The sequence below is a fragment of the Bradyrhizobium sp. SOJA106 genome, assembly GCF_059448745.1.
The window spans coordinates 5,042,944-5,065,038 of the sequence record NZ_CM182549.1 but is presented as its reverse complement, the minus strand read 5'-3'; the positions used below and the strand labels follow the sequence as shown (position 1 = coordinate 5,065,038).

Here is a 22,095-nt window from a genome sequence, read left to right as displayed (position 1 = left end):
GACAGCGGAGAGTGGGGTTAGGGCAAGTGGCAAACCAGCACAATCCCTCTGCCGAAGACTCCCTCATCGCACGCTATTTCAAGCCGCTGGCGACCGATCCCGGTGCGTTCGGGCTGATCGATGATGCCGCGGTCCTGTCCTCATCCGGCGACGACATCGTCGTCACCACCGACGCCGTCGTTGAAGGCGTGCACTATCTTGCCACCGACCCGCCCGACACGATCGCGCGAAAAGCGCTGCGGGTGAACCTGTCGGACCTCGCCGCCAAAGGGGCTGTGCCCGCCGGCTTCGTACTGACGCTGGCGCTGCGCAGCCAGGAGGATGCATGGCTCCGGCCATTCGCGGATGCGCTCGGCGAGGATGCAAGAACCTTCGCATGCCCGCTGCTCGGCGGCGACACGGTGTCGACGCCGGGGCCGCAGATGATCTCGATCACGGCGTTCGGGCGCGTGCCGAAGGGCCGGATGGTCGGCCGCACCAGCGCGAAGCCGGGCGACCGCATCCTGGTGACGGGGACGATCGGAGATGCCGCGCTCGGCCTCGACGTGCTTACGGGTGGGGCTGCGGCCGGCGCGCTCGCGTCCGATCCCGTGGCAAGGGAAACTCTGATCTCTCGTTATCGCGTGCCGCAGCCGCGCAATATTCTGGCGGAGAGCATGCGTGACCACGCGTCGGCGGCCATGGATGTCTCCGACGGGCTCGCCGGCGATCTGACAAAGCTCTGTGCGGCGTCCGGCGTTTCGGCCAGGATCGACGTCATGAGCGTGCCGCTGTCGGCGGCGGCGGCAGACCTGGTCACGCGCAATGCCGTTTGTGTTGAGACGCTGCTTGCAGGGGGCGACGACTACGAGGTGCTGTGCACCGCGCCGCCTGCCCACAGCGATGTGCTGATTGCCGCGGGACGGGCCGCCGGGGTAGCGGTTACTGCGATCGGCACGATCGTCGCCGGCCATGAGCGGCCGCGCTTCCTGAACGAGCAGGGCACGGAATTGACCTTGCGACGGCTGTCCTATAGCCACTTCTAGGAATTGCTCGAAACGGTGGCCAGGCTCTCGGAAGCAGGCCTAAATACTTGCCGAGATCGGCTTCTTAGGCCTGATCCGGCGTTGCACCCTCAATTTGATTTTGGCAAGCTCGCTGGCGACTGAGGCCGCCCCCTTCGGGCAGGGGGCGGCCTTGTTCAAAATCAAGGCGCTGCACCGCATGACGGACAACAAAAGGCGCCGGGGGTACATCAAGGATCTGAGGCAAAAAATCACATGACAGCATTATGGTTGATAGTGCTCTGCGGAGTGCTTTCCGTCGTCTACGCGATTTGGGCGACGTCTTCGGTGTTGGGCGCGGATGCGGGGTCGCCGCGCATGCAGGAGATCGCAGCTGCCGTGCGCGAAGGTGCACAGGCGTATCTCCGGCGCCAATACACCACGATCGGGATCGTCGGCATCGCCATCTTCTTGCTGCTTGCCTATTTCCTTGGGCTCTATGTCGCGATCGGTTTTGCCATCGGCGCCATCCTGTCCGGCGCCGCAGGCTTCATCGGCATGAACGTCTCGGTGCGCGCCAATGTGCGCACCGCGCAGGCGGCGACGACCTCGCTTGCCGGCGGTCTCGAGCTCGCCTTCAAGGCCGGCGCGATCACGGGCCTGCTTGTGGCCGGTCTCGCGCTGCTCGGCGTCACCCTCTATTTCGGCTTCCTGGTCCACTCGCTGAAGCTCGCGCCCGATAGCCGCACCGTGGTCGATGCCATGGTGGCGCTCGGCTTCGGCGCTTCGCTGATCTCCATCTTCGCCCGTCTCGGCGGCGGCATCTTCACCAAGGGTGCGGACGTCGGCGGCGATCTCGTCGGCAAGGTCGAGGCCGGCATTCCCGAAGACGATCCGCGTAACCCTGCCACGATCGCCGACAACGTCGGTGACAACGTCGGCGACTGCGCCGGCATGGCCGCCGACCTGTTCGAGACCTATGCGGTGACCGCGGTCGCCACCATGGTGCTCGCGGCGATCTTCTTTGCCAAGACGCCGATCCTCGCCAATATGATGACGCTGCCGCTCGCGATCGGCGGCATCTGCATCATCACCTCGATCATAGGCACCTTCTTCGTCAAGCTCGGGGCGAGCCAGTCGATCATGGGCGCGCTCTACAAGGGCCTGATCGCAACCGGCATCCTGTCACTGATCGGCATCGGCGGGGTGATCTACGCCCTGATCGGCTTCGGCAAGCTCGAGGGCGTCGACTACACGGGCACGGCGCTGTTCGAATGCGGCGTGGTCGGCCTCGTCGTCACCGCACTGATCATCTGGATCACCGAATACTACACCGGCACGGACTATCGCCCGGTGAAGTCGATCGCCCAGGCGTCGGTGACTGGTCACGGCACCAACGTGATCCAGGGTCTCGCCGTTTCGATGGAGGCGACCGCGCTGCCCGCGATCGTCATCATCGCCGGCATTCTGGTCACCTATAGCCTCGCCGGCCTGTTCGGCATCGCGATCGCGACCGCCACCATGCTGGCGCTCGCCGGCATGATCGTCGCGCTCGACGCCTTCGGTCCGGTGACGGACAACGCCGGCGGCATCGCCGAGATGGCGGGCCTGCCGAAGGAGGTGCGCAAGTCGACCGACGCGCTCGACGCGGTCGGCAACACCACCAAGGCGGTGACCAAGGGCTACGCGATCGGCTCCGCCGGTCTCGGCGCCCTGGTGCTGTTTGCGGCCTACAACCAGGACCTCAAGTTCTTCGTTGGCGACAGCGCGCATCACGCCTACTTCGCCGGCGTCAATCCGGACTTCTCGCTCAACAACCCCTATGTCGTGGTCGGTCTGCTGTTCGGCGGCCTGCTACCGTATCTGTTCGGCGCGATGGGCATGACCGCTGTGGGCCGCGCGGCCGGGGCGATCGTGGAGGAGGTGCGGCGTCAGTTCCGCGAGAAGCCGGGCATCATGCAGGGCACGGACAAGCCCGATTACGGCAAGGCGGTCGACCTGCTCACCAAGGCGGCGATCAAGGAGATGATCATCCCCTCGCTGCTTCCGGTGCTGTCGCCGATCGTCGTCTATTTCGTGATCTACGCGATCGCGGGGGGCGGCGCGGCCGGCAAGTCGGCGGCGTTCTCGGCGGTGGGCGCGATGCTGCTCGGCGTGATCGTGACGGGCCTGTTCGTCGCGATCTCCATGACCTCCGGCGGCGGCGCCTGGGACAACGCCAAGAAGTACATCGAGGACGGTCATTTCGGCGGCAAGGGTAGTGATGCCCACAAGTCCGCGGTGACCGGCGACACCGTCGGCGATCCCTACAAGGACACGGCCGGCCCCGCCGTGAACCCGATGATCAAGATCACCAACATCGTGGCGCTCTTGCTGCTGGCGATCCTGGCGCACTGAGCTGGCCAAGGCTGCACAAGACAAACCCCGCGGCGCAAGCCGCGGGGTTTTTGCTGTGTGCCGAGTATGAACGACAGCTTGGAGGTGGAAGTCCTCTATCCAGCCTGATGGCGGCGAAGGATTAGCGAAGCGCAAGGGCGTCACCGCGAGGTGGGGTCTGAAGAAAGCGTGGAGCAAAGCCGCGGCCCGATGGACAAACACCGGATAACGAGGCCTACCCGGCCGGACGAGCGAGCAACTGATCGCGAAGTCCAGGGTCATCAAGGGTCGGGGTGGTAAATTCGGCGGGCGCGCGGTGAAGGCGGTCGGTCTTACCTCGGGAGGTCTGCGTTGTGTCCCGGCAACGGGACTGAGGTCGTCGTAAGGCGGCCCGACCGCAGCGCAGAAGTCAGCTGAGGGCATAGTAGGTGGCGTGTGCCGCCGAAGGCCCGAACGGTGGAAGTGGTTAGTAGAGCAACGATCTCGCGCGAGCCATGCGGCAGAAGAATCAGGTCGAACTGAACTTGGGCACCGGAGCAGGCGGTGAAGCCGCAAGCTCCGCCGCCGGAGAGACCGAAGCAAGCGCGGTGAGAGCCAGCCTCGAACGCCCGGCGGTCGCAGGACCGTCGATGGAAGTAGTCGTCGAGCGTGAGAATCTGCAAGCAGCATTGGCGCAAGTGAAGCGCAACAAGGGTGCGGCAGGCGTCGATGGGATGACCGTCGGCGAGCTATCGGCCTATCTGAAGGAGCACTGGCTCACGATCCGCGCCCAGTTGCTTGACGGCACCTATAAGCCACAGCCGGTGCGGCGGGTGGAGATACCGAAGGCGTCGGGCGGCCTGCGGCCGCTCGGCATCCCGACGGTGCTCGACCGCTTCATCCAGCAGGCGGTGATGCAGGTGTTGCAGGCAGATTGGGACGGAACGTTCTCCGAGGCGAGCTTCGGCTTCCGGCCGACCCGCTCGGCGCATCAGGCGGTGGAACGGGCGCAGACCTACATCGCATCCGGTTACGCCGTCGTCGTCGACATCGATCTGGAAAAGTTCTTCGACCGGGTCAACCACGACATCCTGATGGGGCTCATTGCCAAACGGGTCGCTGACAAGCGCCTCCTCAAGCTCATCCGTGGCTTCTTGACTGCGGGTGTGATGGAGGCAGGGCTGGTCAGCCCGACGGAGGAGGGTACGCCGCAAGGCGGACCGCTCTCGCCGCTGTTGTCGAACCTGATGCTGGATGTGCTGGACAAGGAACTGGAGAAACGCGGCCATCGCTTCGTGCGCTACGCCGACGACTGCAATATCTATGTACGCAGTCAGAAGGCGGGCGAGCGGGTGTTGGCCGGCCTCGAACGGTTCCTCGAAAAGCACCTCAAGCTCAAGATCAACAAGGCCAAGAGTGCGGTCGCCAAACCGAGCGTTCGCAAGTTCCTGGGCTTCAGCTTTACCGGCGGAAGTGAACCACCGCGACGGCGCATCGCGCCGCAGGCGCTCGCCCGCTTCAAGGTAAAAGTTCTGGAGCTGACGCGACGCACGTGCGGTCGAAGCCTCGTGCAGATTACCAAGGAGCTGTCAGCCTACCTGATCGGGTGGCGCGGCTACTTCGGCTTCTGCCAAACCCCGTCGGTGTTGCGCGTGCTTGACCGGTGGATCAGGCGGCGGCTGCGCGCCGTCGTCTGGAAGCAATGGAAGTATGGACCCGCTCGCTTCGCCGAGCTGCGACGCCGTGGCGTCGGCCGGGATCTGGCAGCGCAAACTGCCGGCGCCCCGCATGGCCCTTGGCGGCTCGCGAACAGCCCCGCGCTCGCCATTGCTCTGCCAAACAGCTTCTTCGCTTCGCTCGGCTTGGCTTCCGTCACGGGACAGTGGCCTGCATAATCCGCCGAACCGCCGTATACGGACCCGTATGTACGGTGGTGTGGGAGGGGAGGAGTCGCGAGACTCCCCCTATCCCGATTGGAGAGGCCGATCTCAGCCATCCCGTCATTGCGCAGCTTCAACCTCGCCATCGTCGCCCGCGCAGGCGGGCGATCCAGTATTCCAGAGGCGATGATGGCATACGGATAAGGCGCGGGGTGCTGGATTCCCCGCCGGCGCGGGGAATGACAGCGGTGTGTTGCGCGCTCTCCTTGTGCCGACCTCTCTTGAGCGCGCCTACTGCACGTCCATCTGCAGCCCTTCCTTCTGGATGATGCCGGCGAACTTCTTCGTCTCGGCGTCCACGAAGGCGGCGAACTGCTGCGGCGTGCCGTAGTCGGCGCGGGCGCCCATGGCGGCGATCTGCTTCTTGATGTCGTCGCGCTCCAGCATCGCCTTGACCTGGAGATTGAGTGCGTCGAGCACGGGCGCGGGGACGCCCTTCGGCAGGAACACCGAGAACCAGGAAGACACGTCGAAATTGGCGAGCTCCGGCGCGCTCTCGCGCATGGTCGGCAGGTCCTTCGCGAGGTCACTGCGCTCTGGCGTGGTGACGCAGAGGCCCGTGAGGGTGCCGTTCTGCACCTGCGGCAGGCTCGGATAGAGATTGTCGAACAGGATCTGGATGTCACCCGCAAGCGCGGCCTGGAGCGCGGGACCGGCGCCGCGGAACGGGATGTGCGTCATTTTCAGGCCGGTGAGCTGGAGAAACCAGGCGCCGGTGAGATGCGGGCTCTGGCCGACGCCAGAGGAGGCGTAGCTGAGCTTATCCGGATTGGCCTTCAGATACGCGATCAGCTCGGCGATCGACTTGATGCCGGTCTTCGGATGCGCCGAGACGATGTTCGGGATCCGGATCATGTTGGAGACCGGTTGGAGCTGGTCCGGCTTGTAGGTGAGGTTCTTGAAGATGCTGTAGGCGATGGCGTTCGGCCCGGGATTGCCGATCAGGATGGTGTGTCCGTCAGGCTTGGCGCGGACCGCTTCGGCCGTGCCGATCGTGCCGCCGCCGCCGGAGCGGTTTTCCACGACAGCCGATTGGCCCCAGACGGTTTGCAGATGCGCGGCCAAGAGCCGGCCCATGACGTCGGTCGAGCCGCCGGCTGCGGCAGGCACGATGATGCGGACGTTCTCGGTCGGCTTCCAGTCGGCCAGGCTCGATCGCGGCAGGATCGCCGCAGCCGAAAGGCCGGCAGCAGCGGTCAGCACGCGACGGCGGGACAACAAACGATTGGGCACGAATCCACTCCCTGCTTCTTGTTTTACAGGGAGCGTAGGGAAGGCCGCGCGCAACGGCAAGTCGCGGACGGCGGCGAGCGCCGCGCGGACAGCGACAGGACGCCGCAGGCTGAAGGATCAGTTAAAGCTCAGCAGCTTGAACAGCGGCGCGAGGTAGCTCATCTCCTGACCCGACGTCGCCGTGGTGCGGCTGATGAAGTCGAAGATCTTGCCGTCCTGGAGGCCGTAGTTCGCGAGCCGACGCACGCGCCGGTTCTTGTCGAAATAGATCGCGATCACGCGTTGATCGACCACCTTCTGGTTCATGAAGGCGACGGGACGCTCCGAGCGCTGCGAGATGTAGTAGAACACTTCGCCGTCGAGGGTCGCGACCGTGGAGGGCGTACCCATCACGATCAGCACCTGGTCCTGGCTTGCGCCGATCGGAATCTGCTCCAGCGCGCCGGGAGGAAGGATGTAGCCCTTCTGGAATTGCTCGCCGGTGCAGCCCACCAGCGCCAGGCCGACCAGAGCCACGGCGGCAGCCATGCGCAAGCCGCGCCAGCGTGCATGAAGGCCGCGCGGCTGGCTTGCGCGCGGGCTGGTCTGGTTCGTTATCGTCATAGCGGAACTGATTCCGTCCCCTTGCGTCGCGCGAGGCGCTGAAGTACCGGGCGGAGGCTCTGAATGCAACACGCGCGCGCCCGCTTGCGGAAACCACAATGCTTTGGCCGTTCAATCACTTCAGGAAACCCCGGCTAGCCCCGGCCGGCACCATTGAAGCCATCTATGGCATGATCGTGACGCAGGCGCGAGAACCCATATTTTACCGCGACTTGGGCGTGTCCGATACGGTTAACGGGCGTTTCGACCTGTTGCTGCTGCATCTCTGGCTGGTGCTGCGCCGGCTGCGCACTGTCCAGGGCGCCACCGAGCTGTCGCAGGCGCTGTTCGACCGCTTCTGCGAGGACATGGACGACAATCTGCGCGAGATGGGGGTCGGCGACCAGACCGTGCCGAAGCGGATGCGGGCCTTCGGCGAGGCGTTTTACGGCCGGGTGCAGGCCTACGACCAGGCGATCGAAGCCGGCGGCGAGGCGCTGGCGGCGGCGATCTGCAAGAATATCTTGAACGGGTCCGGTCTGGACCAGGCGCGGCGGCTCGCGGCTTATGCCCTAGCCACGGAGGCCGATCTCGGCCGGACCAGCGAGGCCGCGCTGCTGCGCGCGTCGTTCAAGTTTCCGCCAGCGCTTTCCGAGGATGTCAAACCATGAGCCGACCGCACACCGGAGCCGCGCCCGATCCCTGGCGGTCTCCCGTCATCGTCGCGCAGATTCCCGACACCGGCGTGTATCGCGAACTCGAGGCGTCGGCCGCCGAACGGCAGGCCATGGCCGAGCTCGCCGGCCTTCGCGAGATCCTGTCCGCCAAGGCCAGCTTCGACGTCGTGCCGAAAAGCGGCGGCCGCTATCAGGTCACGGGCCAAGTCCGCGCCCGGATCGGCCAGACCTGCGTCGTGACGCTCGATCCGATCGAGAACGACATCGAGGAGGAGGTGGACCTGATCTTCGCTCCCGAGGCCGAGGCGCGCCGCCTTGCCGACCTGATCGAGGAGGGCCAGGACGACGAGGAGCCTCCGGAGGTCGTCGATCCGCCCGAGGCCATCGTTGGCGGCATCATCGATCTCGGCCGGCTCGCCACCGACGCGCTGTTCCTGGCGATCGATCCCTATCCCCGCAAGCCCGGGGCCGTGTTCGAGGCGGAAGTTACCGCTCCCGACCCGGAGGATCATCCGTTCGCGGCGCTGAAGGCGCTCCAGGACGCGAAGAAGGGCCGATAAATCGGCATTTCAAGGTGATCGCCTTGCGAGGGGGTGCGAGGCGTTTGTCAGGATGGTTTGAGGAATAGTCATATCTATTTGAATTTATTGTTGTTTACGGCGAATTCGATCACCTGCCAGCTGATCGTCCTGAATACAAAAGGCTGGGGGCAAGAGGTTGTTTCGGGATAACAAAACGCTATTGTCGCGCCGCGGTCCGGGTGCGGCGTGGCGCTTGGCCGGTCGCCAAATCGTTGGCGAACCCATTTCGCGGCCCCGCTCGTTCAAGACCGCACCAGACCAGGTTTCCAGGACTTTCATGCTAAGCAAGGTTCGCATCGCGCTGGACGCCATGGGGGGCGACGCCGGCGCCGCCGTGGTGATTCCAGGCGCCGCCATCTCGCTTGGCAGGCATCGCAACACCGAATTCCTGCTCGTCGGGGACCGCGCCAGGATCGAGCCCGAGCTCGAGAAGCATCCCGCCCTCAAGGCCGCCTCGAGGATTATCCACACCGAGGTTGCCGTGAGCGGTTCCGACAAGCCGAGCCAGGCGCTGCGGCGCGGCCGCAAGACCTCCTCGATGTGGCTCGCCATCGACGCGGTGAAGAAGGGCGAGGCGGATGTCGCGGTGTCCGCCGGCAATACCGGCGCGCTGATGGCGATGTCGCGTTTCCACCTGCGGACGCTGCCGGGCATCGACCGCCCGGCCATCAGCGCGATCTGGCCGACCAAGCGCGGTGAATCCGTCGTGCTCGACCTTGGCGCCACGATCGGCGGCGATGCGCGGCATCTGGTGGCGCTCGCGGTGATGGGCGCGGCCATGGCGAGCGTGCAGTTCAACAAGCCGCGCCCGACGGTCGGCCTGCTCAACATCGGCACCGAGGAAATCAAGGGACACGAGGAGATCCGCGAGGCCGGTGAAATCCTGCGCGCGCGGAACCTGCCGGAACTCGACTATATCGGCTTCGTCGAGGGCGATGGCATCGGTAAGGGGTTGGCCGACGTCATCGTGACCGAAGGCTATAGCGGCAACATCGCGCTCAAGGCCGCCGAGGGAACCGCGCGGCAGATGGCGGAATTACTCCGCAACGAGATGGAACGGAGCTGGCTGTCCAAGCTCGGCTATCTCTTTGCCCGCAGCGCCTTCCAGGCCCTGCGCGACAAGATGGACCCCAACAAGTCCAACGGCGGGGTGTTGCTGGGGCTCAATGGACTGGTGGTCAAGAGCCATGGCGGAATCAACGCCGAAGGCTTTGCCTATGCGATCGATGTTGGCTATGAGATGGCTCACTACGATCTCCTGAACAAGATCAATCAGATGCTCAACCGCGAGGGCGGTGCACTCACTTCCGTGCAGTCCGCGCAGGAGGCTGTTTCGTGACTCAAATTCGTTCGGTCGTGCTCGGCTGCGGCTCCTACCTGCCGGAGCAGGTGGTGACCAATGCCCAATTGGCGGCGCGTATCGACACGTCCGACGAGTGGATCGTGCAGCGCACCGGCATTCGTGAGCGGCACATCGCGGCCGAGGGCGAGTTCACCTCGCATTTGGCGATCAAGGCGGCGCAGGCCGCGCTCACCGATGCCGGCATCGATGCGCAGTCGATCGAGCTGATCGTGCTGGCGACCTCGACGCCCGACAACACGTTTCCCGCAACGGCCGTCGCCGTGCAGCATGGACTCGGCATCAATCATGGCGCCGCGTTCGATCTCCAGGCGGTGTGCTCGGGCTTCGTGTTTGCACTTGCCACCGCCGACAATTTCCTGCGTACCGGCGCCTTCAAGCGCGCGCTGGTGATCGGCGCGGAGACCTTCTCGCGCATCCTCGACTGGAACGACCGCGGCACCTGCGTGCTGTTCGGTGACGGTGCCGGCGCCGTGGTGCTGGAGGCGCAGGAGCAGCCGGGCAAGGCCGCGACCGACCGTGGCGTTGTGACCACGCATCTGCGCTCCGACGGCCGCCACAAAGCAAAACTGTTCGTCGACGGCGGTCCGTCCTCGACCCAGACCGTCGGCCATCTGCGCATGGAGGGCCGCGAGGTCTTCAAGCATGCGGTCGGCATGATCACCGACGTGATCGTCGATGCCTTCGAGGCGACCGGGCTCAATGCCGACAGCATCGACTGGTTCGTGCCGCACCAGGCCAACAAGCGAATCATCGACGCCTCCGCGCACAAGCTTCATATCGCACCGCAGAAGGTGGTGCTGACGGTGGACCGTCACGGCAACACCTCGGCGGCCTCGATCCCGCTGGCGCTGTCGGTGGCGCGCAAGGACGGCCGCATCAAGCGCGGCGACCTGGTGCTGCTGGAAGCGATGGGCGGGGGCTTCACCTGGGGCTCCGCGCTGGTGCGCTGGTAGCGTCGATAAAATTTTGCCGGAATCAGCGCCAATTATCGATGCGTCTGCATTGATGAGCGCTGTTGACCGCCGTGCCGTAAGCTCATAATTTCAGACAACAATTGTTCGCCGTGATGTGGGGCAGGGCGATGACCGATCAAAGTAAAACCGTAACGCGTGTCGATCTCTGCGAAGCCGTCTACCAGAAGGTGGGGCTGTCGCGCACGGAATCGTCCGCCTTCGTGGAACTCGTGCTGAAGGAGATCACCGACTGCCTGGAGAAGGGCGAGACGGTGAAGCTGTCCTCGTTCGGTTCCTTCATGGTGCGCAAGAAGGGTCAGCGCATCGGCCGTAATCCGAAGACCGGCACCGAAGTGCCGATCTCGCCGCGGCGGGTGATGGTGTTCAAGCCGTCGGCGATCCTGAAGCAGCGCATCAACGCCCAGCATCGCACCAACGGCGACGCCAGCAAGGCTCAACCCGAGGCGTAATTCGCCCGTCGGATAAGGATTTGGCATTTGGACAAGGCGCCGGATGCGTTCCGAACCATCAGCGAAGTAGCGCAGGAACTCGACATTCCGCAGCACGTGCTGCGGTTCTGGGAGACCCGCTTCTCGCAGATCAAGCCGATGAAGCGCAGCGGCGGCCGCCGCTACTACCGCCCCGACGACGTCGACCTGCTCAAGGGCATCCGCAGGCTGCTCTACGGCGAGGGTTACACCATCCGTGGCGTGCAGCGGATCCTCAAGGAGCATGGCGTCAAGTCGGTGCAGGGCCTCGCTGACGGTGCGGCCGCCGTCTCGTTCGGGGCCATCGAGGACGCCATCGGCCAGAGCCTGATGGAGCCGGACGACGAGGCCCCCATCACGGGCATCACCGACGCCGATGATGACGACTACCAGGGGGATGAGGAAGAAGGCATCGACTTCCGCTTCACGGAGGTCGACGACGAGGAAATCCTCACCACCTTCCGCAAGGGCGGCGCCGCGCCCTCCGGCCCCAGCGCGCTGGATCGCGAGCGGCTGGGCCGGGCGCTCGCCGACCTCGTCGCCTGCCGTGAGATGCTGGATCAGGCGCTGAAGGACGGGTGAGGGCGCCTTTCGCCGACTTTGCGGACAGTTCCCGGGACATTGGCCCACGGCCTATTGGACCGAACCAGCAAAATGGTGTGACCTCGCCTTGCGCAAAGCGGCGATCCTAGCTAATGGAACGGCATTCGGAGCGTGGCGCAGCCCGGTTAGCGCACTAGTCTGGGAGACTAGGGGTCGGAGGTTCAAATCCTCTCGCTCCGACCATTTTCTTCTCAAATGGACCGAAGCTTTGCGCGATCGCGGCGCTGTGCTGGCACTGCGGCTCGGGCAGCGGCTTGCCGCGGGTCCAGGTCCGGACGGCGAAGGCGAGTTGGCGCGGTCCCACCACATCCACGATGGACGCCCGCGCGCTTTCGAGGCGCTTGGTGAACCCGCTGGCGCTCAGGTCGAGCGTTGCGTCGGCGGCCAGCAGGGACACCGACAGGAGCGCAATCGCTCCGGCAATGGCCATCGCCTTCCATTCTGGTGACTGCATTAGCTGACTTTCTCAGGTATTTTGCCGCTCGCCGGATAGGTGGGGCTTTTTTGCCAAGTTCAAGACCTCGACGAGGCTCGCGCACGCGTTCTTGAAGTGCGACAAATCTGTAACAGATGACGCGTGCTACCCGGATGGACGCAAATAGCCCACTACCATCCTTGTGGTCTCGTCGACCAGCGTCTTCACCGTTTTCTCCGACAGCATCTCGGCCTGGTGCAGCACCGTGTTGTGCGCCACCGCCTCGATCGCGCTGACGCAGATGAAGGTTGCCATATCGAGGTCTATCTTGCGCATCTCCGTGCGACGGCTCTCGAAATAGTCGCGGACGAGGGCGTGGACCTCGTGATTGAAGGCCTCGACTTCGGCGAGCCGCCCCGAGCGCGGGATCTGCTCGGCGAGGACGCGATGCAGGTCCGGATCGATGTGATGGGCCTCGATCGCGACGGTGACGAGCCGGCGCACCGCTTTCTCGACCGGCATGTCCGCGACCTCGACGAAGGCGGCGCGGACGATGTGCATGATCTCGTCGTTGTGACGGTCGATCACGGCGGCGACCAGCGCCTCCTTGCTCGGAAAATACTGGTAGAGCGAGCCGACGCTGACGCCGGCGACCTCGGCGATGCGGTTGGTGCTCGTCTTCTCAAAACCTTCGCGGACCAGAATGCGAGCGGTTGCCTCGATCAGCGCGTCGACCGTGGCGCGCGAGCGTGCTTGCGAGGCATTTTTCCGGGGTTTTGTCGGCGGCTTGCGCGCCATGGCGTCGAATCCGAATGCGAGTAGAAAAAACGAGCGTTCGCTCGCATTATATCGGCGAAGCGCGGCCTTCCGGCAAGCTGCTTCGTCGCCATATGGATGCAGCCAGGCGGAGGACGGACCATGAGCGTTGCAAGACTTGTATCGGCATTGCAGCTTTGCCCAGGCGGTTGCGTGTTCGGTGCTGGGGCGCCGCTCGATCCCGCGCCAAGCCTGCAGAGCCGCGCCTTCAACCTGCTGCTGCGGCAGCTTCCGTACAAGGAGCAGCTCGCGTCAGCCGAGGCGGTGCAGGCCCATGTGCAGAAGCTCGCGCTGCAGCCGGCATCGTTCGAGCCGACGGGACTTGGCCGCGGCGTCGAGGCGACGCTGACCAAGATGGGCGGCTGGCCGGTCTATTACACGGCGCCGTCGTCGGGCCATGAGGGCTGCAACTTCGTCATGTTCCTGCATGGCGGCGGCTACATCAACGAGATCGTACCGGCGCATTGGCGCTTCATCGGCCAGATGACGCGCAAGGCGCGCGTCGTCTGCGTCGTGCCGATCTATCCGCTGGCGCCGCGGGCCACCGCCAAGGACGTCGTGCCGGCGACGGCCGAGCTGCTGCGGATGCTGCTGGAGGATGCCGGGCCGGCAAAGGTCACGGTGGTCGGCAATTCGGCCGGCGCGGGCCTCGCGCTCGCCGCATGCCAGTGGCTGCGCGACCGCGGCCATCGGCAGCCGAACCGGCTGATGCTGATCTCGCCTGCGGCCGAGGCCTCGGTCAGCCGCCCGGAGCAGGTCGAGATCGCGGCGCGCGACCCGATCCAGGACATTCCCGGGATCGTCGAAGCCGGGCGCCTCTATGCCGGCGAGCTCGATGTCGGCCATCCCTTCGTCAGCCCGCTCAACGGCGCCTTCCGCGCGCTTGCGCCGATGACCATTTTCTCGGGGACGCGCGATCTGCTCTACCCCGACAGCGTCGATCTTGCGGAGCGGGCGAGGGCGGTGGGCGTGCCGGTCGAGCTGCATCTGCTCCGTGACCAGCCGCACAATTATGCGCTGATGCCGACGCCGGAGGGGCGGCAGGCGCGTGCGATCATTTTGCGAGCGGTAGCTTGAGGGGAAGCGTGATCATTGTCACGCGAGGCGCCGTCTCGATGAGTCCGGCGCTGGCAGTATGCGCGCGGAGGGACAAGGCAGCCCCGGGCGTTTCCTCGATGGACGTCGTTTTGCGGGGCCTTAGGCGTGGCCCTTGATCTCGTAGTGGCCCGGCACGCATTTGTAGCGCTCGAGGCGCCAATTGGCGCGATAGATCGGATGCTCGCCCATCCATTTGGCAAGCGGAGCCTGTGCGCCGACCGCACACTGCATCATCGACATCTCGGGCGTCATGTTGCTGTCGGTCACGATCTCTTCGACACAGCCGCCTGTGGCGGATGCACCAAGCCGGCAGAGCACGGCTACGACGGTCACGAACATTCAGTCACCTCATCGGTAGTTTCTGACCACGAAGAGGATGCAAGCGGAGTGCCAGAGCCTGTGACACAAACAACACGTGGCCTGGCCGACCCGACCCAGCGTCCGGATTCCATGTGGCGATTCGGATTGTAAAAAAGCTGCCCTTAAACCGAAGCCGGACAAATACGGGGAACCGGCGGGATAAACCGCGTGTGGCGGGCGCGCCACAGCGGCCACTGCCCCGATACGCCCCCGGTGCGCCTGGTCAGCCTGCAGCTGCGGGTCGTGCCGAGATCGTCACGTCTCGGATTCGCGCGGAATAGTCCGTGCCTCGAAATAAGGCGCGATGTTTGATCGGCGCGCCGCGTCGATCAGCTTTTGCGTGCGGATGCGGCGCTGCTACATTTTGCGCGCGCCGCTGTCGGCGGCGCCAGCTGTAAAGAAACAGACCGACAAGGGGAGGGCCCGAAGTCCCATGAAGGATTTTGCAGGAAAGATCGCCGTGATCACCGGCGGCGGCACGGGAATGGGACGCGAGCTCGCCCGGCAGCTGGTTGCCGAGGGCTGCAATGTCGCGATGTGCGACGTCTCGGAAGCGGCAATGGCCGAAACCAAACGGCTCTGCGAGCTCGAGAAGCTGCCGCAGGGACTGCGCATTACGACGCATGTCGCCGACGTTGCGATCGAGGATCACCTCAAGCGTTTTCGCGACGAGCTCGCCGAGCAGCAGCAGACGGACCGGATCCATCTTCTGTTCAACAATGCCGGCATCGGTGGCGGCGGCAGCCTGTTCACCAACACGCGCGAGCAGTGGGAGCGCACCTTCAACATCTGCTGGGGCGGTGTCTATCTCGGCGTTCGCACCTTCCTGCCGATGCTGGTCGCGGCGGACGAGGCCCACATCGTCAACACCGCGAGCGTCAACGGCTTCTGGGCCTCGATCGGCATGAACCAGGCGCACACCGCCTACAGCTCGGCCAAGTTCGCGGTGAAGGGATTTACCGAGGCGCTGATCAACGATCTGCGCCTGCATGCGCCGCACGTCAAATGCTCCGTGGTGATGCCCGGCCACATCGGCACCTCGATCGTTTCGAATTCGCGCAAGGTGCAGAGCGCCGACGGCTCGGAACGGCTCAACCCCGACGAGGTCGCGCTGACCCGCAAGCGCATGGTCGCGGCCGGCGTGCCGGATGCCGACAAGATGTCGGACGAGGATATCCAGGCGGTGTTCGCCGAGCGCGCCCGCAGCTTCCTCGAGGATGCGCCGACGACCGCCGCGCAGGCCGCCAAGATCATTCTCGACGGGGTCAAGGCGGAGCAATGGCGCATTCTTGTGGGCGAGGATGCAAGGCGCCTTGACGAGCGCGTCCGGGCCACGCCGGAGCAAGCCTATGACCGCGCCTTCTACGAAAGTTTCACGCAGGAGGTCGGCTGGCGTCTCGGCTGAACCTGCCTGGCCGACACCGTCAACGATGGCGCGCGGATGTATGTATGATGCGCGTCATGGCAAGAGGTGCGCCGGTGATTTTGCGTGCCACCTCCTGCCAATGTTCGGCGCCTTATGACGAATTGGAATGTCACGCATGCGACGCGGCCGCTCATCAAGCATCGTTCAAGCGATGGTGATGTCAAACGGGTCTCATTCGGCGCACGGCGGCTTGGTCAAGGAACCAAAATAGTTTAGTGAATCAGGGGTAACGCGACGATAGAGCGTAGCTCCCGATGATACCCGCATGCCTCTCCGACGACTGGACCCTTTGCCCGGAGAGAGAGGACATCTCCGCTGAATTCACGCGGCTCCTCACCGCGGCCCAGGAGGGCGGCGCCACGATCGCGGAATGTCTGATGATCGCGCGGCGGCTCAAGCGTGGTGACGAGCAATCCTGGCATCGCGAGTGGAAGAAGCTCGCGCAAGTGAACCGTCAGCGTGCCGAAGCCGCGTTCGCCGAAGGCCACATGGCGACGGCGCAGCGTAACTGGCTGCGAGCGATGAATTACTATGGCGCGGCGGCGATGCCGCTGGATCCGGCCGACGAGCGCCGCTGGGTTGCGGTGCTGGCGATGCAGGAATGCGCCCGTCGTTATCTCACGGCGCGCAACCCGTCCGGCGAAGTCGTGACGATACCATGGGTCGAGGATCATGCGTTGCAGGGCTACTTCCTGCCCGCGGCGGCAGGCGGGCGGGCGCCGACAGTGATCTGTATCGGCGAGCCCGGCCACCGCAAGGAGGAGTTCCTGTTCAAGCTCGCGCCGCATGCGCGCGAGCGCGGCTTCTCGATGCTGGCGCTGGACCTGTTCGGCGACCAGCGCGACGATTATCTCGACGTGCTGTTGCGGCGGCGGGATCTCGAGAGCGCGATTCCCGGCGTCATGGACTATCTGGAGACCCGCCGCGACGTCGATTTCGATCGCGTCGCGATCGTCGCCGATGGCTGGGGCTCTTCCTTCGTGGCGCGCGCCGTGTTGCAGGAGCCGCGCCTTGCCGCCGCCGTCTGCGACGGCGGCCTGTGGGACCTGCACGAGCGCGCCTTCTTCGCCAGCCGGTTCGCGATGAGCGACGTCAGCATCGTCCCGGTGCCCCATGCGCCGCTGATGGCGTCCAGCGCCGATTGTCCGGTGCTGATCACGCTGGGCGAGGACGGCTGGCTGAAGGCCGATCGGGCCCGTCAGATCGTGCAGAACTCGCGGCTCGGCAGCTCGGATGTCATGCTCAAGGTGTTCACCGCGACGGAGACCGGCGCAGCGCAGGCGCATGCGGACAACCCGAGCCTTGCCAACGAATACATCTTCGACTGGCTCGAATCGCGGCTCGGCGGCGCGCGCATCTAGCGGCGGCAGCCCGCTCAGAAGTCGAGGCTGAGACGGACGCAGGCCTTTTCCAGGCGGGTCTTCAGCGTCGCGAGCTTGGCGGTGAATTCGGTGAGCTCGTTCTCGTCGAATTCCTGGAAGACGAATTCCTTGATGGTCTTGTACTGCTCGTTGAGGCTCGCCAGGTGCTTCTGCGTCTTCTCGGTCAGGGAGAGGCGGACCACCCTGGCGTCGGTCGGGGAGGGACGACGGCGCAACAGGCCCTTCTTCTCGAGCAGCTTGGACTGGGTCGTGACGAAGGACGGATCGACGTGGAGCAGCTTGGAGACGACGTTGACCGGGATGCCGTCGTCCTTGTCGAGGTCGGAGATCGCCATCAGGATCAACCATTGCGGCCCGCTGATGCCGAGCGTTCTGGCCCAGAACTGACGCAGTTCTTCCAGATACATGTTGATCGAGGATATCTCCCAGGTGAAACGCCGGATGATATCGAGATTTCCGATGGAGCGCAGACGCGCTCCTTCCTTCCTCGTTGCGGACACAGCGTCACTCCCGTGATCTGATCTTCTGGCTGGTGTCGTAGAAGGCCATAGTCCACGCAAGCCTGCTCTGACGCAAGTGCAGAGCAGGGTAATTTTGTCACTAAAATTACAAAGATGACCGGCTCAGCAGATCAGTCGACCCGGGTGTTGCCCGCGGGGCACAGGTTTAGTGAAACTACAAAGCTGAGCAGATAAACTATTTTGATTAGCGGAACGGCGCAGGCATATTGCTCCGTGACGGTGGGGGGTACTCGATCGTCCCGTTGCAGGTGGTTCGCTCACGTCCCTCGCGTCGAATGCGGGTGTGTCCGAAAGCGCGAAGCGGCCGAGCGGATTTGAAGAGATGGGGATCTGGGGGGCCTCACGGTCCGGTCTCCGTAAAATGAGAACTTGGAGGTTTTCAATGAAAGTGGTGAAGAGCCTTTTGCTCGGCACTGCGGCGGGTCTAATCGCCGTCGGTGGAGCTCAGGCGGCTGATCTTCCGCTCAAGGCCAAGGCGGTCGAGTACGTGAAGGTCTGCTCGCTTTACGGCGCGGGTTTCTACTACATCCCGGGCAGCGACACCTGCATCAAGCTGGGCGGCTATCTGCGTGCCGAAGTGGCGCTCAACGCCGGCGGCAACTACAACGCCCAGTACAACAACGTGTTCGCGGCGAACAACCGCCTGACTAACTACTACTCGATGCGCGCTCGTGAAGACCTCAACATCGACACGCGCACCGCGACCGAGTACGGCGTGGTCCGCACCTATTTCGACGCGGTCTTCACCTGGACGACCGGCAACTATGTCGGCACGGGTTCGGCCACGGGCGCGACCCAGTACAGCGGCACGCTCGGCCTCAACGCTGCGGGCACGGGCCTCGTCGGTTCGACCAGCGGTGCCGTCAACGGTACCGACGGTGCGATCTCGGGCGGCGCGCTCGGCGTCTACTACGCCTTCATCCAGTTCGCCGGCTTCACCCTCGGTAAGGCCGTGTCGCAGTTCGACGCGCCCTGGATCAACTATCCCGGCAACAACTTCGACCAGCTCGTCGGCGGCAGCGGCACCACCAACGGCGTCGTTCAGGCCACCTACACCGCTGATTTCGGTCAGGGCGTGACGGCGGCGTTCTCGCTTCAGGACCAGACGCAGGTCTTCCAGACCAACATCTGGAACACTGCCGGCATGAGCACCACCGGCGTGCTGGGCGGCGCTTACGGCTCGAACAACCTCGGCGGCAGCCGTGCGCCCGACATCGTCGGCATGGTCCGCGTCGATCAGGCCTGGGGTCTTTTCCAGGCGTCGGTCGCCGCGCATGACAACCACGCCGCCTACTACGGTGCGACCGAAGCCACCGGTCACCCTGAAGACAAGTGGGGCTGGGCCGTTCAGCTCGCCTTGCAGATCAAGAACATCCCGACCGGCGCAGGCGACGTGATCAACATCTCGGGCGTCTACACCGACGGTGCGAGCCGTTACAACTTCCAGGAGCTGGCCGCGACCAGCTACTCGATGTTCGGCAGCTCGAACGCGGCCTATCAGAGCATCGGCTTTGCCGGCGTGTCTGACGCGGTGTTCGGCCCCGGCGGCGGCATGGAGCTGACCAAGACCTACGGCTTCCGTGGTGCCTACACTCACAACTGGAGCCCGTACTGGAACACGGCGCTGTACGGCGCGTGGGCTGCGGTCAACTACAGCGGCACGGCCAAGGGCCTGATCTGCGGCAGCGCCGCGTTCGCCACCCTGACCGGCACCTGCAACCCGGACTTCAACATCGGCCAGGTGGGCGTCATCACCCGCTGGACGCCGGTGAAGAACCTGACCTTCTCGGCTGACTTCACCTACAGCCACCTCGACCAGAAGTACTCGGGCACGATCACGACCGGTGCTCTGACGAGCGTCGCCAAGCCGGCGGCCACCTACGAGCTGAAGGACCAGGACACCTACAGCCTGCTGCTGCGCGCCCAGCGCAACTGGTAAGCTCGAGGTTCTCTCGGATCCGACCTTAGCCCCGGCGGGAGACCGCCGGGGCTTTTTGCGAGAGCCTTGCGGCAGGATCTGCTTTCGGAAAATCCGGCAGCCTCTGCGGACGATGAAGAGGAGCCATGCGATTCGATGGTCCTCAAACTTATTTACTTACCTGAGTTGATCAGCTATTCTCTCTTTAGCCGATTACGAAAGTCACGGCTCTTAGCTTCACGCTAAGCCTCCAGAGACCTCCGGTGATGCCCCGCCGGAGGTTTTTCGTTTTGGGGATGGCGTTTTCAAGCCAACCGGATACCGGTTCGCGTCAGGAAAACGCGCCAGACAACAAGTTAACCCCGCATCATGCGGGCACGCGAATTCGGCCGGTAGGCGAGGCGGCTGTGGCCGGCGCAATAGGACCGGCCGTCGGGCGCGGTGTTGCCGCAGAAGCAGAAATCCTCTTCGCCCGGCGTCGAGATCGGCCAGCGGCAGCGGTTCTCGGACAGCTCCAGCAGCGAGCAGCGATTGGTGTTGTCGATCGGCCCGGCCATCACGGGCGCGTCCGTCGCGCCGTAGATCGTGGCGAGCATCTCATACTGCAGGCGCGGTACGGCGCGTGTGGCGCGGGCGTGTGGCGCAAGGCTTCGCTCGAGTCGGCGCTCTTCGACCGCGCGGCTGCGCGTCAGATTGAGCCGGGACAGCTTGCCAATGACGGCATTGCGGCTGACGCCGATATCGGCCGCGATCTCGCGGCAGGAGAGCCCGGCTTCGAAATGCTGCTTCAGAAGTTCAATTCGTTCGTCAGTCCAAGTCGGCGAAGAAGTCGGTGAGAGAACAGGCATTGTATCGGTCCCAGGTTGCAGATGCCGGCCATCCGCTTCGCAAGATCCGTCCGCATCACGTCGGGCGCGCCCTCACGTCCTGCCATTGTCGCGAATCGACAAAAGCCCGTCCTTGATGGCGAGACGGATGCCTTCCTCGATCAATGTCCGTGCGACGCCGGGAACGCTGGTGCCATGGGTGCCCTGTCTCACCAGTTTCTCCAGATAGTTGATGGTCGAGAGCGCCAAGGTCACTGGAATGCGGTCAGTCTCGGCTTTTTCGGTGGCCATGGCCGAACGCTAGCCTCTTACTCGGGTACATAAAAGTAACGATAAAGACTCTATTTAGGTTCAAGGGTGGAAGTCAAATTCAGGCTGAGTTCGTTGCTCAGCCCGTTGGAATCACACATAAAATTTGGCACGACGTTGCACGCCGCGCGGGAGGCCGGGCGGCGACGTGGCGTCAGCAGGTCAGGGAAGCGGGCGCAGCTCAGCCGTGCGCGATCGCCTTTTCGATCATGCAATGGATGCCCTTGGCGCCATTGACGGTCTGGGTCACCCGCAGATCGGCTGCCAGGCTGCACAGCGTGTAGGCATCCTCGCGCGACAGGTTTCGCACCTCGCCGAGCAGCACGATCATGTCGCGCAGCGCGCGGACCGCGCATTGGTCGAGGTCGGGGTCCATCGCCATGGTGACGTAGTGCGTCGCCGTCTCGGCGCGGGGATAGTCGAACCTGAGATCCTTGCGCAGGGTCAGCCGAAAGCGGCCCCGGAGCCCGGTCTCGATCGCGGTGACGCAGACTTCGCCGTCGCCCTGCACGCCATGGCCGTCGCCGCAGGAGAACAGCGCGCCCGGCACGAACACCGGCAGGTACAGTGTGGCCCCCGCACCAAGCTCCTTGTTGTCGAGATTGCCACCCATCGCGCGCGGGACCAGCGAGGAGATGCGGCCCCAGGCCGGCGGCGGCGACACGCCCATCACGCCGAAGAACGGTTTGAGGGGCAGGTCGAGGCCCCACGGCATGCGGCCGACCATCCGCGTCCGGTCCAGCGGGATGTTGAGGATGCGCGTGGCGTGGAAATCGTCGGGCAGGGTGCCCGACAACGGCTTGATCATGTTCCAGCCCCAGTCCTGCCGGAGCTGGACGTCGAGGATCTCGACCGCGAGCACGTCGCCCGGCTCGGCGCCCTCGACCGCGATCGGGCCGGTGAGGATGTGGCCGGGCAGCATGCGCTCGTTTTTGGCATGGACCTCGTGCATCTCCGGCGGAATGTGAAACTTGTCGCGGTCGGGCAGCACGTCCGGGCCCCCGCTGATGGTGTCGACCGTCACCTCGTCGCCACTCGCGATGGTGAGGACGGGCTTGAGGGCGGCTTCGAAGAAGCCCCAATGGCAGGTCTCGGGGCTTGAATGCAGGTGATGATGGGTCATTGTCCGTCCGGTTGCATCAGAGCTCGTCATGAGAACCTGCTAAGCCCGGGCTTGACCCGGCGATCGATCCTCTTTCAAGAAGATTTTCTGAAGAAGGATGGGCCGGTCAAGTCCGGCATGATCATTCCAGCGAGGCTCCCCT

At 64.5% G+C, this 22,095-nt stretch carries 21 protein-coding genes and 1 tRNA gene; 14 read left to right on the top strand and 8 right to left on the bottom strand.

The features are described from left to right. Positions 1 to 26: 26 nt before the first annotated feature. The 3 genes from thiL to ltrA all read left to right on the top strand — a co-directional run bounded on the left by thiL (position 27) and on the right by ltrA (position 5,233). Complete coding sequence (gene thiL / locus AC5V87_RS23630) at positions 27 to 1,025, top strand: thiamine-phosphate kinase (RefSeq protein ID WP_456838122.1); 999 nt, start codon at positions 27 to 29, stop codon at positions 1,023 to 1,025. A gap of 234 nt (positions 1,026 to 1,259) precedes the next feature. After that, the gene (locus AC5V87_RS23625) at positions 1,260 to 3,380 is read left to right on the top strand and encodes a sodium-translocating pyrophosphatase (RefSeq protein ID WP_495367934.1); all 2,121 of its coding nucleotides are present in this window, start codon (positions 1,260 to 1,262) and stop codon (positions 3,378 to 3,380) included. 473 nt (positions 3,381 to 3,853) lie between these two features. Further along, positions 3,854 to 5,233: a group II intron reverse transcriptase/maturase gene (gene ltrA / locus AC5V87_RS23620; RefSeq protein WP_456837647.1), complete on the top strand. Its 1,380-nt coding sequence runs from the start codon at positions 3,854 to 3,856 to the stop codon at positions 5,231 to 5,233. Positions 5,234 to 5,509: 276 nt separating this feature from the next. On the opposite strand, the gene AC5V87_RS23615 is transcribed toward ltrA, so the two are convergent. After that, complete coding sequence (locus AC5V87_RS23615; protein WP_456838124.1) at positions 5,510 to 6,511, bottom strand: Bug family tripartite tricarboxylate transporter substrate binding protein; 1,002 nt, start codon at positions 6,509 to 6,511, stop codon at positions 5,510 to 5,512. Positions 6,512 to 6,628: 117 nt separating this feature from the next. Further along, positions 6,629 to 7,114: an outer membrane protein assembly factor BamE gene (locus AC5V87_RS23610; RefSeq protein WP_456838125.1), complete on the bottom strand. Its 486-nt coding sequence runs from the start codon at positions 7,112 to 7,114 to the stop codon at positions 6,629 to 6,631. A 98-nt stretch (positions 7,115 to 7,212) separates the two neighbouring features. On the opposite strand from AC5V87_RS23610, the gene AC5V87_RS23605 reads away from it, so the two are divergent. The 7 genes from AC5V87_RS23605 (at position 7,213) to AC5V87_RS23575 (ending at position 11,941) form a co-directional block, all read left to right on the top strand. Next, on the top strand, positions 7,213 to 7,764 hold the full coding sequence (locus tag AC5V87_RS23605; RefSeq protein WP_495367933.1) for a ubiquinol-cytochrome C chaperone family protein: 552 nt from the start codon (positions 7,213 to 7,215) through the stop codon (positions 7,762 to 7,764). Next, a complete protein-coding gene (locus AC5V87_RS23600; RefSeq protein WP_456838127.1) occupies positions 7,761 to 8,330 on the top strand; it encodes a YceD family protein in 570 nt (189 codons plus the stop codon). The genes AC5V87_RS23605 and AC5V87_RS23600 overlap by 4 nt, the downstream gene beginning before the upstream one ends. A 298-nt stretch (positions 8,331 to 8,628) precedes the next feature. Further along, entirely contained in the window at positions 8,629 to 9,690 is a 1,062-nt protein-coding gene (plsX, locus tag AC5V87_RS23595) for a phosphate acyltransferase PlsX (protein WP_495367932.1), read from the top strand. Then, positions 9,687 to 10,667: a beta-ketoacyl-ACP synthase III gene (locus AC5V87_RS23590; protein WP_027559561.1), complete on the top strand. Its 981-nt coding sequence runs from the start codon at positions 9,687 to 9,689 to the stop codon at positions 10,665 to 10,667. The genes plsX and AC5V87_RS23590 overlap by 4 nt, the downstream gene beginning before the upstream one ends. A 128-nt stretch (positions 10,668 to 10,795) precedes the next feature. Beyond that, the gene (locus AC5V87_RS23585; RefSeq protein ID WP_018456841.1) at positions 10,796 to 11,137 is read left to right on the top strand and encodes an integration host factor subunit alpha; all 342 of its coding nucleotides are present in this window, start codon (positions 10,796 to 10,798) and stop codon (positions 11,135 to 11,137) included. A gap of 27 nt (positions 11,138 to 11,164) precedes the next feature. Further along, complete coding sequence (locus AC5V87_RS23580; RefSeq protein ID WP_456838129.1) at positions 11,165 to 11,737, top strand: MerR family transcriptional regulator; 573 nt, start codon at positions 11,165 to 11,167, stop codon at positions 11,735 to 11,737. A 126-nt stretch (positions 11,738 to 11,863) separates the two neighbouring features. After that, positions 11,864 to 11,941: transfer RNA gene (locus AC5V87_RS23575), tRNA-Pro, on the top strand. 397 nt (positions 11,942 to 12,338) lie between these two features. On the opposite strand, the gene AC5V87_RS23570 is transcribed toward AC5V87_RS23575, so the two are convergent. Next, positions 12,339 to 12,971 carry a TetR/AcrR family transcriptional regulator gene (locus AC5V87_RS23570; RefSeq protein WP_456838130.1) on the bottom strand — a complete coding sequence of 211 codons (633 nt, stop codon included), beginning with the start codon at positions 12,969 to 12,971 and terminating at the stop codon, positions 12,339 to 12,341. Positions 12,972 to 13,091: 120 nt separating this feature from the next. Between AC5V87_RS23570 and AC5V87_RS23565 the strand changes: the two genes are divergently transcribed. Continuing rightward, the gene (locus tag AC5V87_RS23565; RefSeq protein ID WP_495367931.1) at positions 13,092 to 14,066 is read left to right on the top strand and encodes an alpha/beta hydrolase fold domain-containing protein; all 975 of its coding nucleotides are present in this window, start codon (positions 13,092 to 13,094) and stop codon (positions 14,064 to 14,066) included. 120 nt (positions 14,067 to 14,186) lie between these two features. Here the strand turns inward: AC5V87_RS23565 and AC5V87_RS23560 are convergent, their stop codons facing one another. Beyond that, entirely contained in the window at positions 14,187 to 14,426 is a 240-nt protein-coding gene (locus AC5V87_RS23560) for a hypothetical protein (protein ID WP_495367930.1), read from the bottom strand. 454 nt (positions 14,427 to 14,880) lie between these two features. On the opposite strand from AC5V87_RS23560, the gene AC5V87_RS23555 reads away from it, so the two are divergent. Next, positions 14,881 to 15,852: an SDR family oxidoreductase gene (locus AC5V87_RS23555; RefSeq protein ID WP_495367929.1), complete on the top strand. Its 972-nt coding sequence runs from the start codon at positions 14,881 to 14,883 to the stop codon at positions 15,850 to 15,852. Positions 15,853 to 16,127: 275 nt separating this feature from the next. Continuing rightward, on the top strand, positions 16,128 to 17,234 hold the full coding sequence (locus AC5V87_RS23550; protein ID WP_456838133.1) for an alpha/beta hydrolase family protein: 1,107 nt from the start codon (positions 16,128 to 16,130) through the stop codon (positions 17,232 to 17,234). A gap of 14 nt (positions 17,235 to 17,248) precedes the next feature. Here AC5V87_RS23550 and AC5V87_RS23545 read toward each other — a convergent pair whose 3' ends face one another. Then, positions 17,249 to 17,755, bottom strand: coding sequence for a MarR family winged helix-turn-helix transcriptional regulator (locus tag AC5V87_RS23545; protein WP_167380687.1), 507 nt, complete (start codon positions 17,753 to 17,755; stop codon positions 17,249 to 17,251). A gap of 403 nt (positions 17,756 to 18,158) precedes the next feature. Between AC5V87_RS23545 and AC5V87_RS23540 the strand changes: the two genes are divergently transcribed. Next, positions 18,159 to 19,715, top strand: coding sequence for a porin (locus AC5V87_RS23540; protein ID WP_456838134.1), 1,557 nt, complete (start codon positions 18,159 to 18,161; stop codon positions 19,713 to 19,715). A 335-nt stretch (positions 19,716 to 20,050) separates the two neighbouring features. On the opposite strand, the gene AC5V87_RS23535 is transcribed toward AC5V87_RS23540, so the two are convergent. The 3 genes from AC5V87_RS23535 to AC5V87_RS23525 form a co-directional block, all read right to left on the bottom strand. After that, positions 20,051 to 20,542 carry a GcrA family cell cycle regulator gene (locus tag AC5V87_RS23535; RefSeq protein WP_495367928.1) on the bottom strand — a complete coding sequence of 164 codons (492 nt, stop codon included), beginning with the start codon at positions 20,540 to 20,542 and terminating at the stop codon, positions 20,051 to 20,053. Positions 20,543 to 20,614: 72 nt separating this feature from the next. Then, positions 20,615 to 20,812: a hypothetical protein gene (locus AC5V87_RS23530; protein WP_456838136.1), complete on the bottom strand. Its 198-nt coding sequence runs from the start codon at positions 20,810 to 20,812 to the stop codon at positions 20,615 to 20,617. Between the two features lie 199 nt (positions 20,813 to 21,011). After that, on the bottom strand, positions 21,012 to 21,953 hold the full coding sequence (locus AC5V87_RS23525; protein WP_495367927.1) for an acetamidase/formamidase family protein: 942 nt from the start codon (positions 21,951 to 21,953) through the stop codon (positions 21,012 to 21,014). Positions 21,954 to 22,095 lie beyond the last annotated feature (142 nt).

Bases quoted from the DNA above. Each gene is read 5' to 3' on its own strand.
- AC5V87_RS23625 (WP_495367934.1), top strand. From the start codon at position 1,260: ATGACAGCATTATGGTTGATAGTGCTCTGCGGAGTGCTTTCCGTCGTC.
- ltrA (WP_456837647.1), top strand. From the start codon at position 3,854: ATGCGGCAGAAGAATCAGGTCGAACTGAACTTGGGCACCGGAGCAGGC.
- AC5V87_RS23610 (WP_456838125.1), bottom strand. From the start codon at position 7,114: ATGACGATAACGAACCAGACCAGCCCGCGCGCAAGCCAGCCGCGCGGC.
- AC5V87_RS23605 (WP_495367933.1), top strand. From the start codon at position 7,213: ATGCTTTGGCCGTTCAATCACTTCAGGAAACCCCGGCTAGCCCCGGCC.
- AC5V87_RS23600 (WP_456838127.1), top strand. From the start codon at position 7,761: ATGAGCCGACCGCACACCGGAGCCGCGCCCGATCCCTGGCGGTCTCCC.
- plsX (WP_495367932.1), top strand. From the start codon at position 8,629: ATGCTAAGCAAGGTTCGCATCGCGCTGGACGCCATGGGGGGCGACGCC.
- AC5V87_RS23585 (WP_018456841.1), top strand. From the start codon at position 10,796: ATGACCGATCAAAGTAAAACCGTAACGCGTGTCGATCTCTGCGAAGCC.
- AC5V87_RS23570 (WP_456838130.1), bottom strand. From the start codon at position 12,971: ATGGCGCGCAAGCCGCCGACAAAACCCCGGAAAAATGCCTCGCAAGCA.
- AC5V87_RS23565 (WP_495367931.1), top strand. From the start codon at position 13,092: ATGAGCGTTGCAAGACTTGTATCGGCATTGCAGCTTTGCCCAGGCGGT.
- AC5V87_RS23560 (WP_495367930.1), bottom strand. From the start codon at position 14,426: ATGTTCGTGACCGTCGTAGCCGTGCTCTGCCGGCTTGGTGCATCCGCC.
- AC5V87_RS23555 (WP_495367929.1), top strand. From the start codon at position 14,881: ATGAAGGATTTTGCAGGAAAGATCGCCGTGATCACCGGCGGCGGCACG.
- AC5V87_RS23550 (WP_456838133.1), top strand. From the start codon at position 16,128: ATGATACCCGCATGCCTCTCCGACGACTGGACCCTTTGCCCGGAGAGA.
- AC5V87_RS23540 (WP_456838134.1), top strand. From the start codon at position 18,159: ATGAAAGTGGTGAAGAGCCTTTTGCTCGGCACTGCGGCGGGTCTAATC.
- AC5V87_RS23535 (WP_495367928.1), bottom strand. From the start codon at position 20,542: ATGCCTGTTCTCTCACCGACTTCTTCGCCGACTTGGACTGACGAACGA.
- AC5V87_RS23530 (WP_456838136.1), bottom strand. From the start codon at position 20,812: ATGGCCACCGAAAAAGCCGAGACTGACCGCATTCCAGTGACCTTGGCG.
- AC5V87_RS23525 (WP_495367927.1), bottom strand. From the start codon at position 21,953: ATGACCCATCATCACCTGCATTCAAGCCCCGAGACCTGCCATTGGGGC.